The following is a 16604-nucleotide window of genomic DNA, read 5'->3' on the forward strand; positions in this document are numbered from 1 at the left end:
TTTGACGCGCCCCGCAAGCGGGCGCGCAACCTGACATTTTGAGGTTGTTTTGACTGATATCCACGACACCGATTCGACCGACGCGTCCTCCGCGCGCGACGACGACACGCGGGCTTCGCAGGTCGAAGGCGAAGCACAGGGCGGCGAGGGCGAAGAGCGTCCGCGCCGCGGCCTGCGCCGCGGGCCGCGCAGCCTGATCGCGCGCCGCCGCGCGGGTGCGAAGGCCAAGGCCACAGAAGGCGCGGAGGGCGCGGACGCGCCCGCAGCGCCCGCTGACGCGCCGCAAGCGGCGCCTGAGCGTGCTCCTGCCGGGCGCGCACCGCGCAACAAGGACGCAGGCGCGAAGAAGCCGGGCCGCCGCCAGAATGCGGGCGCTGCCGCTCAAGGTGAGCGTCAGGGCGAACGCCAGCAGGGCGAGCGCCAGCAAGGCGCGGGCAAGCGACAGAAGGGCCAGGTGCGAGGCGAAGGCCAGCCGGCCGCCGCCGCGGGCGAGTCCACGCAGGACGACCTGTTCCTGTACGTGACGTCGCCGGCGTTCGACGCCGACAACGGCGCCGGTTCGGGCGTGCGGGCGCCGATGCTGCGCCGCGGCCGTGCCCAGCAGCCCAAGCGCGTGCTGAGCCCGGACGACGACGCACCGAAGCTGCACAAAGTGCTGGCGGATGCGGGCATGGGCTCGCGCCGCGACATGGAAGAGCTGATCATCGCCGGGCGCGTCTCGGTGAACGGCGAGCCCGCGCACATCGGCCAGCGCATTCTGCCGACCGACCAGGTCCGCATCAATGGCAAGCCCATCAAGCGCAAGCTGCAGAACAAGCCGCCGCGCGTGCTGATCTATCACAAGCCGACCGGCGAAATCGTGAGCCACGCCGATCCGGAAGGCCGTCCGTCGGTATTCGATCGCCTGCCGCCGATGAAAACGGCGAAGTGGCTGGCCGTCGGCCGTCTGGACTTCAACACCGAAGGTCTGCTGATGCTGACCACCTCGGGCGATCTGGCCAACCGTTTCATGCACCCGCGTTACAGCGTGGAGCGTGAATACGCCGTGCGCGTGGTGGGTGAGCTGACCGAGGGGAATCGCCAGAAGCTGCTCAAGGGCGTCGAGCTCGAGGACGGCCCCGCGAGTTTCCTGCGCATCCGCGACGGCGGTGGCGAAGGCACGAATCACTGGTATCACGTCGCGCTGGCCGAAGGCCGTAACCGCGAAGTGCGCCGGATGTTCGAGGCGGCGGGACTGATGGTGAGCCGCCTGATCCGCACGCGCCACGGCCCGATCGCGCTGCCCAAGGGTCTCAAGCGCGGCCGCTGGGAAGAGCTCGAAGACAACCAGGTGCGCGCGCTGATGGCAGCGGTCGGCCTGAAGGCGCCGAGCGAAGAGAAGGGCGGTCGCGGCGGCAAGGAGCAGGAGCGTCGCCAGCCCGATCCGATGCAGACGTCGATGGGCTTCATCAACCGCGAGCCGGTGCTGAGTTCGCACGGTGCGATGGGTCAGCCGCGTCAGGGCCAGGGACGGCGCGGTGCGGCGGGCGGCTTCGGCGGCGGCGCGGGTGCCGGTCACGGCAATTTCGGCGCGGCCTCCGGTTTCGGCGGCCGTGGCGGCAACCGTGCGGGCGGCCGCGAGGTCGACGGCAACCGTGCGCCGGGCGCGCAGGGCAAGCGTGCGGGCGGCAATGCCGGCGGCAACCGCCGCAGCGGTCCCGGCAACGGCGGCAACGGCGGCAATGCCAACCCCAACGGCAACCGCGCGGGCGGCAACAGCCGTGGCGGCCCGCGTGGCACGCCGCGCAACCGCACGCGCGGGCACTGACGCGTGAAGCGCGCGACGCCCGGCTGCGACATGCGGCGGGCGTCGCGGCGATGCAACGGCGGCAATGCGCGCGGTTCGCGCATAAAACACCGGAAAATCCCCTTGCTAGCCCATAAATAACGGCAAAAGGCGGCTTGGGCTTGACCGGTGATTTGCGTTAATGTGCAAAAAAGGCTAGAATCACAAAGTCGCTGGGCGTGCGGCTGTTTTTCTGCGCTGTAATACGCGCCCCAGGTGCGACCACCTGGCTAAGTGAGAAGATGGGCGTTTCGCCCATTTTTTTTTGGTTCGCCCCAAATTGGATACCAACAGATGCCGACGTTTCACGTTCGGCATTGTCAATTTGGGGGCCTCCAATCATCCGGGTCGTTCGTCATCGTGGGGCAGGTAGGTGAGAAGCGCGCGCGCTCACCTGGCGCGCGGCCCGCGAATCCCTAGCGAAGCAAGAATTAGAGCGAAGGAAGTTGCCGGCCCGCTGCGCAGAACATCTGGAGTGGGCATTGTGCAACTGACGGAACTGATTGAAACCACGGTCACCGGGCTCGGTTACGAGCTGGTCGACCTCGAGCGCACCGGGCGCGGCATGCTGACCATCTTCATCGATCAGCCCGCGGGGATCGCGATCGAGGACTGCGAGAAGGTCACGCGTCAGCTGCAGCACGTTCTGACGGTCGAGAACATCGACTACGAGCGACTCGAGGTTTCGTCGCCCGGTCTCGACCGTCCGCTGAAGAAACTGGCGGACTTCGAACGCTTCGCAGGCTGCGAAGCGGTAATCACGTTGAAAAAGCCATTGGACGGACGGAAATCGTACCGGGGTATCGTGCATGCTCCCGAAGGCGATTCCATCGGTCTGGAATTCGAAGGGAAGGCGGGTCCCGCGATGCTCGATTTCACGCTCGCGGACATCGACAAAGCACGCCTTGTCCCCAAAGTTGACTTTAGGAGCCGCAAACAATGAGTCGCGAAGTGTTGATGCTGGTGGATGCGCTGGCACGCGAGAAGAATGTCGACAAGGACGTGGTGTTCGCCGCCCTTGAAGCGGCGCTTGCGTCGGCCTCCAAGAAACTCTTCGACGAGGATGCGGATATCCGCGTGCATATCGATCGCGAAAGCGGCGAGCACGAAACGTTCCGCCGCTGGCGCGTCGTGCCGGACGAGGCGGGCCTGCAGGAGCCGGACCAGGAAATCCTGCTGTTCGAAGCCCGCGAGCAGGACCCCGAAGCGCAGATCGACGGTTTCGTCGAGCAGCCGGTACCTTCGGTCGAGTTCGGCCGTATCGGCGCGCAGGCCGCCAAGCAGGTCATCCTGCAGAAGGTGCGCGACGCCGAGCGCGAGCAGATCCTGAACGACTTCCTCGAGCGCGGCGAAAGCATCATGACCGGTACGGTCAAGCGCATGGACAAGGGCAACTTCATTGTCGAATCCGGCCGTGTGGAAGCGCTGCTGCGCCGCGACCAGTTGATTCCGAAGGAAAACCTGCGCGTGGGCGACCGCGTGCGCGCGTGGATCGGCAAGGTCGATCGCACCGCTCGCGGCCCGCAGATCGAACTCTCGCGCACGGCGCCCGAGTTCCTGATGAAGCTGTTCGAAATGGAAGTGCCCGAAATCGAACAGGGCCTCCTCGAGATCAAGGCGGCGGCGCGCGATCCGGGCGTGCGCGCCAAGATCGGCGTGGTGGCTTACGACAAGCGCATCGACCCGATCGGCACCTGCGTCGGCATCCGCGGTTCGCGCGTGCAGGCCGTGCGCAACGAGCTCGGTGGCGAAAACGTCGACATCGTGCTATGGTCGGAGGATCCCGCCCAGTTCGTGATCGGCGCGCTCGCGCCGGCTGCCGTGCAGTCGATCGTCGTCGACGAGGAAAAGCACTCGATGGACGTCGTGGTCGACGAGAGCGAACTCGCGGTCGCGATCGGCCGTAGCGGCCAGAACGTGCGTCTCGCCAGCGAACTGACCGGCTGGCAAATCAATATCATGACGCCGGACGAATCCGCGCAAAAGCAGAATCAGGAGCGCACGGTGCTGCGCGACCTGTTCATGGCGCGTCTCGACGTGGATGAGGAAGTCGCCGACATCCTGATCGACGAAGGCTTCACGAGCCTCGAAGAGATCGCCTACGTGCCGCTCAACGAAATGCTGGAAATCGAGGCGTTCGACGAGGACACCGTGCACGAACTGCGCAACCGCGCTCGCGACGCGCTGCTCACGCAGGCGATCGCGAACGAGGAGAAGGTGGAAAGCGCCGCGCTGGACCTCAAGAGTCTGGACGGTATCGACCCGGACCTGCTCGCGAAACTGGCGCAGCATGAAGTTCACACCCGCGACGAGCTCGCCGAGCTGGCCGTGGATGAACTGGTCGAAATGACGGGAATGGAAGAGGACGCCGCCAAGGCGTTGATCATGAAGGCACGTGAGCACTGGTTCCAGTAACCCGCCAACGGGAAACTGCATCAGGGCGCGACGAGCAGGAAGCGACCATGACCCACTGAACTGAACGCGGCGGAGCCTTGCAGAACGCGAGGCACCGAAGGCCGCATGACCCGATGTCAACCGCAAGGAATCGGTCCTTGCATTAAGAGGAATGAATGGCGAGTAACAACGTAGCCCAATTTGCCGCGGAACTGAAAATGCCTGCCGGCGTGCTGCTCGAGCAGCTGCAGGCGGCGGGCGTCACGAAAGCGAGCGAGAGCGATGCCTTGTCGGAGACCGACAAGGCGCGTCTGCTCGATCACTTGCGCAAGTCTCACGGCTCGACTGATGCAGACAAACGCAAGATCACGCTGACGAAACGGCATACGTCGGAGATCAAGCAGTCCGATTCGACGGGTAAGGCACGCACCATTCAGGTCGAGGTGCGCAAGAAGCGCACGTTCGTCCGCCGCGACGAGTCCGCCGGAGAGGCGGAGGCATCGAATCATGCAGCCGACGCAGCTGCTGCCGCCGAAGAGGCGGAGCTGCAGCGCCGCGAGGAAGAAGCGCGCCGCGAGGCAGAACTGCTCGAGCGTCAGGCCCAGGAGCTCAAGGAGCGCCAGGAACTGCTCGCCCGTGAAGAGTCGGAGCGCCGTGCGCGCGAAGAGGCCGCCGAGGCCGAACGCCGCCGCGCCGAAGAAGAAGCTGCAAAGAAGAGGGCAGCGGCCGATACCGCCGCTCGCGAACTGGCCGCTCAGGCCGTGGCTGCGCAGCGCAATGCCGAAGCGGAAGCGAAAGAAGTGAAGCAAGCGCAGGATCAGCAGGAAGAACAGCGCGCCGCAGCCGAGCGCGCCGCGCAGCGCGAGGCGGCCCAGAAGGCCGAAGCCGCCGCGCGCGAAGCCGCCGATAAGGCGCAGAAAGAACAGGACGAGATCGCCCGCCGCCGCGCGGCTGCAGAAGCCGAAGCGCGCGCGATCCGCGAGATGATGAACACGCCGCGCAAGGCGCAGGTGAAGGCGCCCGAGCCGCCCAAGCCCGTCGAGCCGGCCAAGCCCGCCGAAGCCAAGGGCACGCTGCACAAGCCGGCCCGTCCGGAAGGTGCGCCGGCACGTCCGGCCGCCGGAGCAGGCGCCGCGGCGAAGAAGCCGGCCACGACTGCCGCGCCTTCGACGAGCGCGCCGGGTGCCGGTGCGGGCGACCGCAACAAGAAGCCGGGCGCAGGCAAGGGCGGCTGGCAGGACGACGCGGCCAAGCGCCGTGGCATCAAGACGCGCGGCGACTCGTCGGGCGGCGTGGACCGCGGCTGGCGCGGCGGCCCGAAGGGCCGTGGCCGTCACCAGGACGCGTCGACGTTCCAGGCGCCGACCGAGCCGATCGTGCGTGAAGTGCACGTGCCGGAAACCATCACGGTGGCCGACCTCGCGCACAAGATGTCCGTGAAGGCATCGGAAGTCATCAAGGCGATGATGAAGATGGGCCAGATGGTCACCATCAACCAGATGCTCGACCAGGAAACGGCGATGATCATCGTCGAGGAACTCGGCCACCGTGCGGTTGCCGCGAAGCTCGACGATCCGGAAGCGCTGCTGGTCGAAGGTCAGGGCACGGCTACGGACGCCGAGCAACTGCCGCGTCCGCCGGTCGTCACGGTCATGGGTCACGTCGACCACGGCAAGACCTCGCTGCTCGACTACATCCGCCGCGCCAAGGTTGCCGCGGGCGAAGCGGGCGGCATTACGCAGCACATCGGCGCTTACCACGTCGAAACGCCGCGTGGCGTCATCACGTTCCTCGACACGCCGGGTCACGAGGCCTTCACGGCCATGCGTGCTCGCGGTGCAAAGGCAACCGACATCGTCATTCTGGTGGTCGCAGCCGACGACGGCGTGATGCCGCAAACCAAGGAAGCGATCGCGCACGCCAAGGCTGCGGGTGTGCCGCTCGTCGTGGCGATCAACAAGATCGACAAGCCGGACGCGAATCTCGAGCGCGTGAAGCAGGAGCTCGTCGCAGAAGGCGTCGTGCCGGAAGAGTACGGCGGCGACTCGCCGTTCGTGCCGGTGTCGGCGAAGACCGGCGCAGGCATCGACGACCTGCTCGAAAACGTGCTGCTGCAAGCCGAAGTGCTGGAACTCACGGCACCGGTCGCAGCGCCGGCCAAGGGTCTCGTGATCGAAGCGAAGCTCGACAAGGGTAAGGGGCCGGTTGCAACGATCCTCGTCCAGTCCGGCACGCTGAACCGTGGCGACGTCGTGCTCGCTGGCAGCGCCTACGGCCGCGTGCGCGCCATGCTCGACGAAACCGGCAAGCCCACGAAGGAAGCGGGCCCGTCGATTCCGGTCGAGATCCAGGGTCTGTCGGAAGTGCCGGGCGCGGGCGAAGAAGTCATCGTGCTGCCGGACGATCGCAAGGCGCGTGAAATCGCCATGTTCCGTCAAGGCAAGTTCCGCGACGTCAAGCTCGCGAAGCAGCAGGCCGCGAAGCTCGAAAACATGCTCGAGCAGATGGGCGAAGGCGAAGTGCAGAACCTGCCGCTCATCGTCAAGGCGGACGTGCAGGGTTCGCAGGAAGCGCTGGTGCAATCGCTGCTCAAACTGTCGACCAGCGAAGTGCGCGTGCAGATCGTGCACAGCGCGGTCGGTGCGATCAGCGAGTCGGACGTCAACCTGGCAACGGCATCGAAGGCGGTCATCATCGGCTTCAATACGCGTGCAGATGCGCAGGCGCGTAAGGTTGCCGAGGCGAATGGCATCGACATCCGTTACTACAACATCATCTATGACGCAGTGGATGAGGTGAAGGCGGCGATGTCGGGCATGCTGGCGCCGGAGAAGCGCGAGACGGTCACGGGCATGGCCGAGGTGCGTCAGGTGATTCGCGTGCCGAAGGTCGGCCTGATCGCAGGTTGTATGGTCACGGACGGTTTCGTCAAGCGTTCGTCGTCGGTGCGCGTGATCCGCAACAACGTCGTCATCCATACCGGCGAACTCGACTCGCTCAAGCGCTTCAAGGACGACGTCAAGGAAGTCAAGCAAGGCTTCGAGTGCGGTATGTCAATCAAGAACTTCAACGACATCGTCGAAGGCGACCAGTTCGAAGTGTTCGAGATCACCGAAGTCGCGCGTACGCTGTAATACAGCGGCGCCTGCGGGCAGACCTTCGGGTCGCCCGCCTGACCGCGGGTTTGCCGCGGTTTTGCCGATAACGGGCGGGGCAGGCGCTGGCCAGCCCCGCCCGTTTTGTTTTTTGCGCGGCCGTGTGCGCCTTCATGGACGCAACGCCGCCCGAATGCCTCGCAGATCAAGAGGTGGAACCATCATGCCGAAAAAACGTACTTCCCCGAATCGCAACGTGCAGATCGCGGATCAGATCCAGCGCGATCTGTCTGAGCTGATGCGCGAAGTCAAGGACCCGCGAATCGGGCTCGTGACGATCCAGAGCGTGGAACTCACGCCCGACTATGCGCACGCCAAGGTCTACTTCACGACCCTCACGGGCGACCCGAAGACCACGCAGGAAGCGCTCAATCACGCCGCAGGTCATCTGCACAACCAGCTCTTCAAGCGCCTGCATATTCACACGGTGCCGACGCTGCATTTCCACTATGACCAGTCGGTCGAGAAGGGTGTCGAGATGTCGCGCCTGATCGACGAGGCGAACGCGACGCGCGCGAAGGACGACTGACGCGGGCAATGACTGGATCATCGAAACAGGATCAGGGCGGGCAGCGATCTGACGCGGCGCGACCGAGAGTCCCGCGCCGCCTGCTCGACGGCGTGCTGCTGCTCGACAAGCCCGTTGGCCTTTCGAGCAACGACGCGTTGATTCGTGCGAAGCGCCTGTACCGCGTGAAGAAGGCCGGCCACACCGGTACGCTCGACCCGCTCGCGTCGGGTCTGCTGCCGCTGTGCTTCGGCGAGGCGACCAAGTTTTCGCAGGATCTGCTCGAAGCCGACAAGACCTATGAGGCGACCATGCGCCTCGGCATTCGCACGGCCACCGGCGACGCCGAAGGCGAGGCGATCGAAACGCGCGAGGTCACCTGCGACGAAGCCGCCGTGCGTGAGACGATGACACGCTTCCTCGGCGACATCGTGCAGGTGCCGCCGATGTATTCGGCGCTCAAGCGCGACGGCAAGCCGCTCTATGAATATGCGCGTGCGGGCCAGACGGTCGAGCGCGAAGGGCGCGAGGTGAAGATCCTTGCGTTGGAGATGATCGCCAGCGCGCTTCCCGAGGTTCCCGAGGTGACGTTTCGCGTGACCTGCAGCAAGGGCACGTACGTCCGCACGCTTGCCGAAGATATCGGCGAGGCACTTGGCTGCGGCGCGCATCTCGTGATGCTGCGGCGTACGGGTGTGGGCGCGCTCACGCTCGAGCATGCAGTGACGCTCGACGCACTCACCGCCGCCGACGAGCCCGAGCGCGACACCTGGCTGCGTCCCGTCGATGCGCTGCTCTCCACGTTCCCCGCCGTGACGCTCAATGTAGAGGCGGCGCGCCGCTTCACGCATGGCCAGCGCTTGCCGCTCAACGAGCTGGTGCTCGATCGCGCGGTTTGCGAAGCGGCTGGACGCGTGCGCGTCTATGCAGAGGATGGGCGCCTGCTTGGCGTCGCGAAGGCCGCGAACGGCGTGCTTGCGCCGGAGCGGCTGGTGGTCAGCGGCGCAGCCTGAGCACGCTTGCGTCGCGCCTGGCGCGCACGAATAAAAACGGCACGTCGGTGAGGAAGCGGACGTGCCGTTTTGCTATGGATACCCGCAAGCGCTAGCGCATCGACCTCAATGCGCTGCCGAAGCCGCTGCACCCGCGTCCGCGCCACCGGCACGCTCGGGCCGCGTGATCCAGATGAGTGCGATCAGCACGATGAAGATCATCGAGGAAATCCAGAACAGGTCGTTCACGCCAAGTTGCGCGGCCTGCTGCGAGAGCATCCGGTCGAAGAGCCCGTGCGCCTGGGAAGGATCGAGACCCGCGCCCTGGAACTGCTGCATCGACTGGTTGAAGACCGGGTTGGTCGGCGTAGCCACTTCGTTCAGGCGCGCGTGGTGAAACGTCGTCCGGTGATCCCACGCTGTTTCGAAGATCGAGGTGCCGATACCGCCGCACATGATCCGCACGAAGTTCGACAGGCCCGACGCCGCGGGAATGCGATGGCCCGGCAGACCCGACAGCGTGATCGACACGAGTGGAATGAACAGACCCGCCATGCCGATGCCCTGGATGAGCGTAGGCAGCGTAAGCGCCCACGTGTCCACGCCCGTCGTATATTGCGAGCGCATCCAGAAGCACAGCGCGAACACGATGAAGGCTGTCGTCGCGATATAACGCGGGTCGGTGCGCGGCAAGATCTTGCCCGTGATCGGCGAGAGCAGGATGGCGAAGAAGCCCACGGGCGCCATCACGAGGCCCGCGTCCGTTGCGGTGTAGCCGAGGGTGGTTTGCAGCCACAGCGGCAGTAGCACGAGATTGCCGAAATACAGCCCGTAGCCCACCGAAAGCGCAATCGTGCCGCCCGTGAAATTGCGTCGCGCAAACAGCGACAGGTCGACCACAGGGTGATCTGCGGTCAGCTCCCACACCACGAAGAACGCGAATGCGATCACGGCGGTGAGCGCGAGCACGACGACCGTGGTGGACGAGAACCAGTCGAGGTCCTTGCCCTTGTCGAGCATCACCTGCAGCGAGCCCACCCAGATGATGAGGAGCGCGAGGCCCACGCCGTCGATCGGCGCCTTCCTCACCTCCGAATCGCGATTGCGGAAGATCGCCCACGTGGCGAGCGCCGCGACGATGCCCACCGGAATGTTCACGTAGAAGATCCAGGGCCACGAAATGTTGTCGGAGATCCAGCCGCCGAGAATCGGGCCGGCCACCGGCGCGATCAGCGTGGTCATCGACCACATCGAGAGCGCCATGGGCGCCTTCGCGCGCGGGTAGCTCGCGAGCAGCAGCGTTTGCGAAAGCGGGATCATCGGGCCGGCGACGGCGCCTTGCAGCACGCGCGAGGCGAGCAGGAAGGGCAGCGTGGGCGCGAGGCCGCACATCCATGACGAGATCACGAACAGGATAATCGACGCCATGAACAGGCGCACCTGGCCGAAACGCTGTGTGAGCCAGCCGGTGAGCGGCACGGAGATCGCGTTGGCCACCGCGAACGAGGTGATGACCCACGTGCCCTGGTCCGACGACACGCCGAGGTCGCCCGAGATCGACGGGATCGACACGTTCGCGATCGAGGTGTCGAGCACGTTCATGAACACCGCGAGCGACACCGCGATGGTGCCGATCACGAGTTGCGCGCCCTGTAGCGGCGGATGCGCGACGGGTTGTTGTGCTGCTGCCATGGCGTCCTTTCTTGTTGACCTGTTGGAGGCCGCGCGAAACAAAGCGGCGCGGGCTGACGATCAGCCCGCGCCGGCGTCTGCGAGTGCTTTTATCAGGGCTTCAATCAGCCTTTTGCGCCCGGCTTCGCCGCGTGAGCGGACGACACCTGCGCCTTTGCGGATGCGTTGCCGGTCACGCCGCTGGCGTTGTTGCTGACGCTAGCCGCCTTGTGCGCGTTCGGACCGGCGTTTTCGGCGATGATGCGCGCGATTTCCGCGTCGGCTTCCGCGCCGTACTTGGCGAACACATCGGTCTCGTAGACGGTGTTCTGCGCATTGCCGAGCTGCGTGCCCGAATCGTTGCGGATGCTCACGTCCACCTGCATCGAGAGGCCGATACGCAGCGGGTGCTTCTGCAGGTCTTCCGGATCGAGCGAGATACGCACCGGCAGGCGCTGCACCACCTTGATCCAGTTACCCGTCGCGTTCTGCGCCGGCAGCAGCGAGAAGGCCGAACCCGTGCCCGCCGAGAAGCCCACCACCTTGCCGTGGTAGACGACCGACGAGCCATAGACGTCGGCCGTCATCTCGACCGGCTGGCCGATGCGCATGTGCTTGAGCTGCACTTCCTTGAAGTTGGCGTCGACCCACAGCGAGTTCAGCGGCACCACCGACATGAGCGGATTGCCCGGCGAGACGCGCTGGCCCACCTGCACCGAGCGCTTGGCCACGTAGCCGGTAACCGGTGCGGGCAGCGTGTTGCGCGCATTCGCCAGATAGGCGTCGCGCACCTTGGCGGCGGCGGCTTCCACGTTCGGGTGATTGGCGATGGTCGTGTTCGCGGTCAGCGCGCGGTTTGCGGCGAGCTGCTGCTGTGCGGCTTCGAGCGCGGCTTCGGCACTGCGCACGGCGTCGCGTGCGTGCGAGATCTCTTCCTGCGAGACGGCGCCCGTCTGCGCGACCTGCATGCGGCGGCGCAGGTCGTCCTGCGCACGCGAGAGGTCGGACTGACGCTGGGCGACTTGCGCTTCGTACTGGCTGTCGTCGGCGAAGAGGCCGCGCACCTGGCGCACCGTCTGCGCGAGTTGCGCTTCGGTTTGCTCGAGCGTTACGCGTGCGTCGGCCGGATCAAGCAGCACGAGCGGGTCGCCTACGTTCACGGTTTGCGTGTCGTCCGCTTTCAGTGCGATCACCGTGCCGGTGACCTGCGGCGTAATCTGCACGACGTTGCCATTCACGTAGGCGTCGTCCGTGCTTTCGGTGAAGCGTGCGACGAGGAAGTAGTAGAGGCCGTAGGCAACGGCTGCAATCACGATCACGAGGACAAGCAGCGTCATCATGCGCTTGCGCTTGCCGCTGTTCGCGTTCGGCTGCGGGTTGGCCGCCGGCTGCTGGGGGGTGCTCATGGAAGGATCTCCGGATGCTTGCGTGCTGTTCGTTCAGTTTTTGATGTTCGTGTGCTGCTCGGCGCTCAGTTCGACACGGGCGCGGCGTTTGCAGCGTTCGCCGCCGCTGCCGCGTTCTGCGGCGAGCGCGTACCGCGCCACGGTGCGCCGTTCACGTCGCTCTGGCCGCGCGCTTCGCTGCCGACTTCGGCCGGTGGCGTGAGCCCCGCGCCTTGCGCTTCGAAGCCGCCGCCAAGCGACTTGATGAGCGCCATCTGCTGGTCGCGGCGCTGCGCCTTCAGGTTCGACACCGTCTGCTCCGCGGCCAGGCGGTTCTGGTCGGCGGTGAGCACCTGAAGCTGCTCGGAGAGCCCCGCCTTGTAGCGGATCACCGCGAGCTGCCAGGCCTTGGTCGACGCGTCGAGCGCGCGATCGGCGTCCACCAGTTGCCGGTCTGCCGAACGGATCGTCGACACGTTGGTCGCCACGTCCTGGAACGCGCCGATCAGCGTCTGGTTGTAGTTCGCGACATCGAGCTCGAAGTCGGCGTAGCGGCCCTTCAGTTGCGCGCGCAGCGCGCCCGCGTCGAAGAGCGGCAAATGCACGGCCGGGCCGATGTTCGCCTGGCGGCTCGTGAAGTTCAGGAATTTGCCCCAGCCGAACGCGTCGAAGCCGAAGCCGGCCGCAAGGTTCACGTCGGGATAGAACTCGGCCTTGGCTTCCTTCACGTCGTGCATCGCGGCTTCCACCTGCCAGCGCGCGGCGACGATGTCGGGGCGGCGCGCGAGCAGGTCGGCGGGCAGATTGTCGGGCAGGGCGACGTTGGCGACCGGGTTGAGCACCGGTTGCGCGATCTGCAGGCCGCGGTCGGGGCCCTTGCCGAGCAGCGCGCCGAGCTGGTAGCGCACGGATTCGATCTGGCCGTCGATCTGCGAGAGGTTCGCCTGGCTCGTCGCGATGTTGCCGTTCGCGGTCTGTTTCTCGACGTTGGTATCGAGGCCCGCCACCACGCGGCCGTTCGTGATCGTGCCGATGGTCTTGCGGTTGTCGATCTCGTGCACGGCGATGTCGCGCAGCTCGTAGAGCTGGGCGAGCTGGTTGTACGTGCGGGCGACCGACGAGGCGAGCGTGATGCGCGCCTGCTGCATGTCGGCCTCGGCGGCACGCTGCGAGGACACGGCTTGCGCGAGGCGCTGACGGTTCTTGCCCCAGAGGTCCAGATCCCACGAGGCGCTGGCGAGCACGTTGTTCTCGCTATACCAGGTGCCGCCATACGGGGGCGGGAACAGGGCGTTGGCCGAGTATAGCTCGCGGGTCCACGAGTAGCTCAGGTTGGCCTTCGGGAAGAGCGCCGAGCGCGAGGTTTCGATATACGACGAGGCCTTGGCGAGGCGCGCCTGCGCCTGAGCGATGGTCGGGCTGCCTTCGAGCGCCTCGTCGATCAGCTTGGGCAGCTGCGGATCGCCGAACTGGTTTGCCCAGTCGAGCGTCGGCCACTGGCCGCCTTGCGCCGGAATGCTCTGCGAGCTTTCGAACTGCTGCGGCTGATCGATGGTCTTGTCGCTCTTGATGCCGATGTAGTTCGCGCAACCCGCAAGGGCGAGCGCCGCGACCGCGGCGGCGACCGCCGCCCGGCAGGACAGTGCCCGCACGGCCGGAACGGGCGCAAACTCGGTTTGGGATTTCATTGCTCGTCTCGATGCGTGAGAGTGTGTGGTGATACTGGACGCTGCAGCTATTTTCTTGTTCGGCGATTTCAAATTTGCTTGCCCCGTCATCAATTCTCGGGCGGATTCGGGTTCGAACTCTGGCTAGCTTCGCAGCTATTCGAAAGAATCCGCCGCAACATGCTCTTCAGGAAGCCCACTTCCTCAGGCGTGAATCCGGCCGACAGATGCTCGGTGACACTGCGGAAAATCGCCGGCATGCGCGCGGCGATGGCAAGGCCCTCGGGCGTGAGCGCGAGGCGCACCGCGCGGCGATCTTCGGAGCTGCGCACGCGCTTGAGGAGCCCGCGCTTCTCCAGCCGGTCGACGAGACGTGTGACGGCGCTTGCGTCGATGCCGTACTCGCGGGCGAGTTCGGCTGCGAGCGTGCATTTGCCGGTCGCCACCATGAAGAGGATGCTGGCCTGCTGGCTCGTGACGCCGAGTTCGGCGACGGCGCGCTGGGTGACCATGTTCGACATCGTCGATTTCACCCGCGAGATCAGGTAGCCGACGCTTTCGCCGAGGTCGTAGTCGCGGACTTCGGGCGGGGGCGTGGGAGTCGAATCCGTCATGATTCTGCTGCGAGTGCAATGGTTGACCAGGCAGGGATTATAGGGGCGGTTAGTTGACGCGGCAAGGTTTATTCTGCCTTTGCCGAGAAACCTTTGCAGAGTAGGGGCTTAATCCGGCCCCGTGGGCATGGGAAAATCCGGCGTGAACGGCGCGCGGCGGCGCCCGTCGAATTTTTACCCGCGTTGCGCGGTTGCGACGCCGGCCGCCCCGATCCAGGGTGCTTCCTGATATGCGCGAGATCAATTCATCTGCGCGTGCTATAATTTCAGGTTCCCAAAAGTGCGTCATCGCAGCGATGCTGAATTGACCCGCCGGCAGCAAGTCCGGGGCGGGTCGAAGCGGCGGCCGCGCGCCCTCGCCGGGCCTGCCAGCAGGGCATGCGCGACGCACTCAACTGTACCCAGGTTCCTATGTCCCGCGCTCTTCGCAACATCGCCATCATTGCCCACGTCGACCACGGCAAGACCACGCTCGTCGACCAACTGCTGCGCCAGTCCGGCACCTTCCGCGACAACCAGCAGATCGCCGAACGCGTCATGGACTCGAACGACATCGAAAAAGAGCGCGGGATCACGATTCTGTCGAAGAATTGCGCCGTCGAGTACGAGGGCACCCACATCAACATCGTCGACACCCCGGGCCACGCCGACTTCGGCGGTGAAGTGGAACGCGTGCTGTCGATGGTCGACTCGGTGCTGCTGCTCGTCGACGCCGTCGAAGGCCCGATGCCGCAAACGCGCTTCGTCACGAAGAAGGCGCTCGCGCTCGGCCTCAAGCCGATCGTCGTCGTGAACAAGATCGACCGTCCGGGCGCCCGTATCGACTGGGTGATCAATCAGACCTTCGACCTGTTCGACAAGCTCGGCGCGACCGAAGAGCAGCTCGACTTCCCGGTGGTCTACGCTTCGGGCCTGAACGGCTACGCTTCGCTGTCGCCGGATGCGCGCGAAGGCGACATGCGCCCGCTGTTCGAAGCCGTGCTCGAGCACGTGCCGGTTCGCGACGCCGATCCGGAAGGCCCGCTGCAGCTGCAGATCACCTCGCTCGACTACTCGACCTACGTCGGCCGTATCGGCGTGGGCCGTATCAAGCGTGGCCGCATCAAGCCGGGTCAGCCGGTGGCGCTGCGCTTCGGCCCGGAAGGCGAGGTGATGAACCGCAAGATCAACCAGGTGCTGTCGTTCAGCGGCCTCGAGCGCGTGCAGGTCGAATCGGCCGAAGCCGGCGACATCGTGCTGATCAACGGCATTGAAGACATCGGCATCGGCGCGACGATCTGCGCGGTCGACACCCCCGAAGCGCTGCCGATGATCACGGTGGACGAGCCCACGCTGACGATGAACTTCCTCGTGAACTCGTCGCCGCTCGCCGGCCGCGAAGGCAAGTTCGTGACGAGCCGCCAGATCCGCGACCGTCTCACGAAAGAACTGAACCACAACGTCGCGCTGCGCGTGAAGGACACCGGCGACGAAACCACGTTCGAAGTGTCGGGCCGTGGCGAACTGCACCTCACGATCCTGATCGAAAACATGCGCCGCGAAGGCTACGAGCTGGCCGTGTCGCGTCCGCGTGTGGTGCTGCACGAAGTCGACGGCGTGAAGCAGGAGCCGTACGAAATGCTGACCGTGGACGTCGAAGACGGCCACCAGGGCGGCGTGATGGAAGAACTGGGCCGCCGCAAGGGCGAAATGCTCGACATGGCTTCGGACGGCCGCGGCCGCACGCGTCTCGAGTACCGTATTCCGGCGCGTGGCCTGATCGGCTTCCAGGGCGAGTTCATGACGCTCACGCGCGGCACGGGCCTGATGAGCCACGTGTTCGACGCCTACGGTCCGATCAAGGAAGGCTCGCTCGGCGAGCGCCGCAACGGCGTGCTGATCTCGCAGGACGACGGCGCCGCTGTCGCCTACGCACTGTGGAAGCTGCAGGACCGCGGCCGCATGTTCGTGAAGCCGGGCGACGCGCTGTACGAAGGCATGATCATCGGCATTCACAGCCGCGACAACGACCTCGTCGTGAACCCGATCAAGGGCAAGCAGCTCACCAACGTGCGCGCCTCGGGCACCGACGAAGCCGTGCGCCTCGTGCCGCCGATCCAGATGTCGCTCGAATACGCCGTGGAATTCATCGACGACGACGAACTCGTGGAAGTCACGCCGCAGTCGATCCGTCTGCGCAAGCGTCACCTCAAAGAGCACGAGCGTCGCCGCGCGAGCCGCGAAGGCGCTGCCGAGTAATTGGCATTTTTAGCGCTTTTTTCTGCACTGCAATGCACAAAGACTCACAGAAAAGCCGCCGCTTTAAGGGCGGCTTTTTTGCGTCTGGCGGGGATTGTATTGCGGTGCGGGAAGAGTGCGTTGCGAATGCCGCAAGGGCCCGTGGAAAAAGGGTT

12 protein-coding genes are annotated in these 16604 nt (G+C 65.5%); 7 read left to right on the top strand and 5 right to left on the bottom strand.

Annotated features, from left to right (window positions below; genetic code table 11):
- Positions 1–49 precede the first annotated feature (49 nt).
- On the top strand, positions 50–1807 hold the full coding sequence (gene rluB, locus AB4Y43_RS03635) for a 23S rRNA pseudouridine(2605) synthase RluB (RefSeq protein ID WP_368727061.1): 1758 nt from the start codon (positions 50–52) through the stop codon (positions 1805–1807).
- Positions 1808–1964: 157 nt separating this feature from the next.
- Here the strand turns inward: rluB and AB4Y43_RS03640 are convergent, their stop codons facing one another.
- Positions 1965–2168 carry a hypothetical protein gene (locus AB4Y43_RS03640; RefSeq protein WP_141710845.1) on the bottom strand — a complete coding sequence of 68 codons (204 nt, stop codon included), beginning with the start codon at positions 2166–2168 and terminating at the stop codon, positions 1965–1967.
- Between the two features lie 141 nt (positions 2169–2309).
- Here AB4Y43_RS03640 and rimP point away from each other — a divergent pair, with 141 nt between their 5' ends.
- From rimP to truB, 5 genes are all read left to right on the top strand, one after another.
- Positions 2310–2768, top strand: coding sequence for a ribosome maturation factor RimP (gene rimP / locus AB4Y43_RS03645; protein WP_254314233.1), 459 nt, complete (start codon positions 2310–2312; stop codon positions 2766–2768).
- Entirely contained in the window at positions 2765–4240 is a 1476-nt protein-coding gene (gene nusA, locus AB4Y43_RS03650) for a transcription termination factor NusA (RefSeq protein WP_069267875.1), read from the top strand. Before rimP ends, nusA begins: the two co-directional genes overlap by 4 nt.
- Before the next feature lie 155 nt (positions 4241–4395).
- A complete protein-coding gene (infB, locus tag AB4Y43_RS03655; protein WP_069267874.1) occupies positions 4396–7353 on the top strand; it encodes a translation initiation factor IF-2 in 2958 nt (985 codons plus the stop codon).
- A 184-nt stretch (positions 7354–7537) separates the two neighbouring features.
- Entirely contained in the window at positions 7538–7903 is a 366-nt protein-coding gene (gene rbfA / locus AB4Y43_RS03660; protein WP_042272510.1) for a 30S ribosome-binding factor RbfA, read from the top strand.
- 8 nt (positions 7904–7911) lie between these two features.
- Positions 7912–8895, top strand: coding sequence for a tRNA pseudouridine(55) synthase TruB (gene truB, locus AB4Y43_RS03665; RefSeq protein WP_368727062.1), 984 nt, complete (start codon positions 7912–7914; stop codon positions 8893–8895).
- A gap of 105 nt (positions 8896–9000) precedes the next feature.
- Here the strand turns inward: truB and AB4Y43_RS03670 are convergent, their stop codons facing one another.
- From AB4Y43_RS03670 to AB4Y43_RS03685, 4 genes are all read right to left on the bottom strand, one after another.
- The gene (locus tag AB4Y43_RS03670; RefSeq protein ID WP_342945604.1) at positions 9001–10566 is read right to left on the bottom strand and encodes a DHA2 family efflux MFS transporter permease subunit; all 1566 of its coding nucleotides are present in this window, start codon (positions 10564–10566) and stop codon (positions 9001–9003) included.
- A 104-nt stretch (positions 10567–10670) separates the two neighbouring features.
- A complete protein-coding gene (locus AB4Y43_RS03675) occupies positions 10671–11951 on the bottom strand; it encodes an EmrA/EmrK family multidrug efflux transporter periplasmic adaptor subunit (RefSeq protein WP_368727063.1) in 1281 nt (426 codons plus the stop codon).
- Positions 11952–12016: 65 nt separating this feature from the next.
- Entirely contained in the window at positions 12017–13618 is a 1602-nt protein-coding gene (locus AB4Y43_RS03680; protein ID WP_342945606.1) for an efflux transporter outer membrane subunit, read from the bottom strand.
- Between the two features lie 89 nt (positions 13619–13707).
- Complete coding sequence (locus tag AB4Y43_RS03685) at positions 13708–14211, bottom strand: MarR family winged helix-turn-helix transcriptional regulator (protein ID WP_368727064.1); 504 nt, start codon at positions 14209–14211, stop codon at positions 13708–13710.
- A 411-nt stretch (positions 14212–14622) separates the two neighbouring features.
- Here AB4Y43_RS03685 and typA point away from each other — a divergent pair, with 411 nt between their 5' ends.
- Positions 14623–16449 carry a translational GTPase TypA gene (gene typA / locus AB4Y43_RS03690; RefSeq protein WP_069267869.1) on the top strand — a complete coding sequence of 609 codons (1827 nt, stop codon included), beginning with the start codon at positions 14623–14625 and terminating at the stop codon, positions 16447–16449.
- Positions 16450–16604: the final 155 nt, after the last annotated feature.

This window comes from Paraburkholderia sp. BR10872, assembly GCF_040965835.1.
In the GTDB taxonomy this organism is placed as follows: domain Bacteria; phylum Pseudomonadota; class Gammaproteobacteria; order Burkholderiales; family Burkholderiaceae; genus Paraburkholderia; species Paraburkholderia nodosa_A.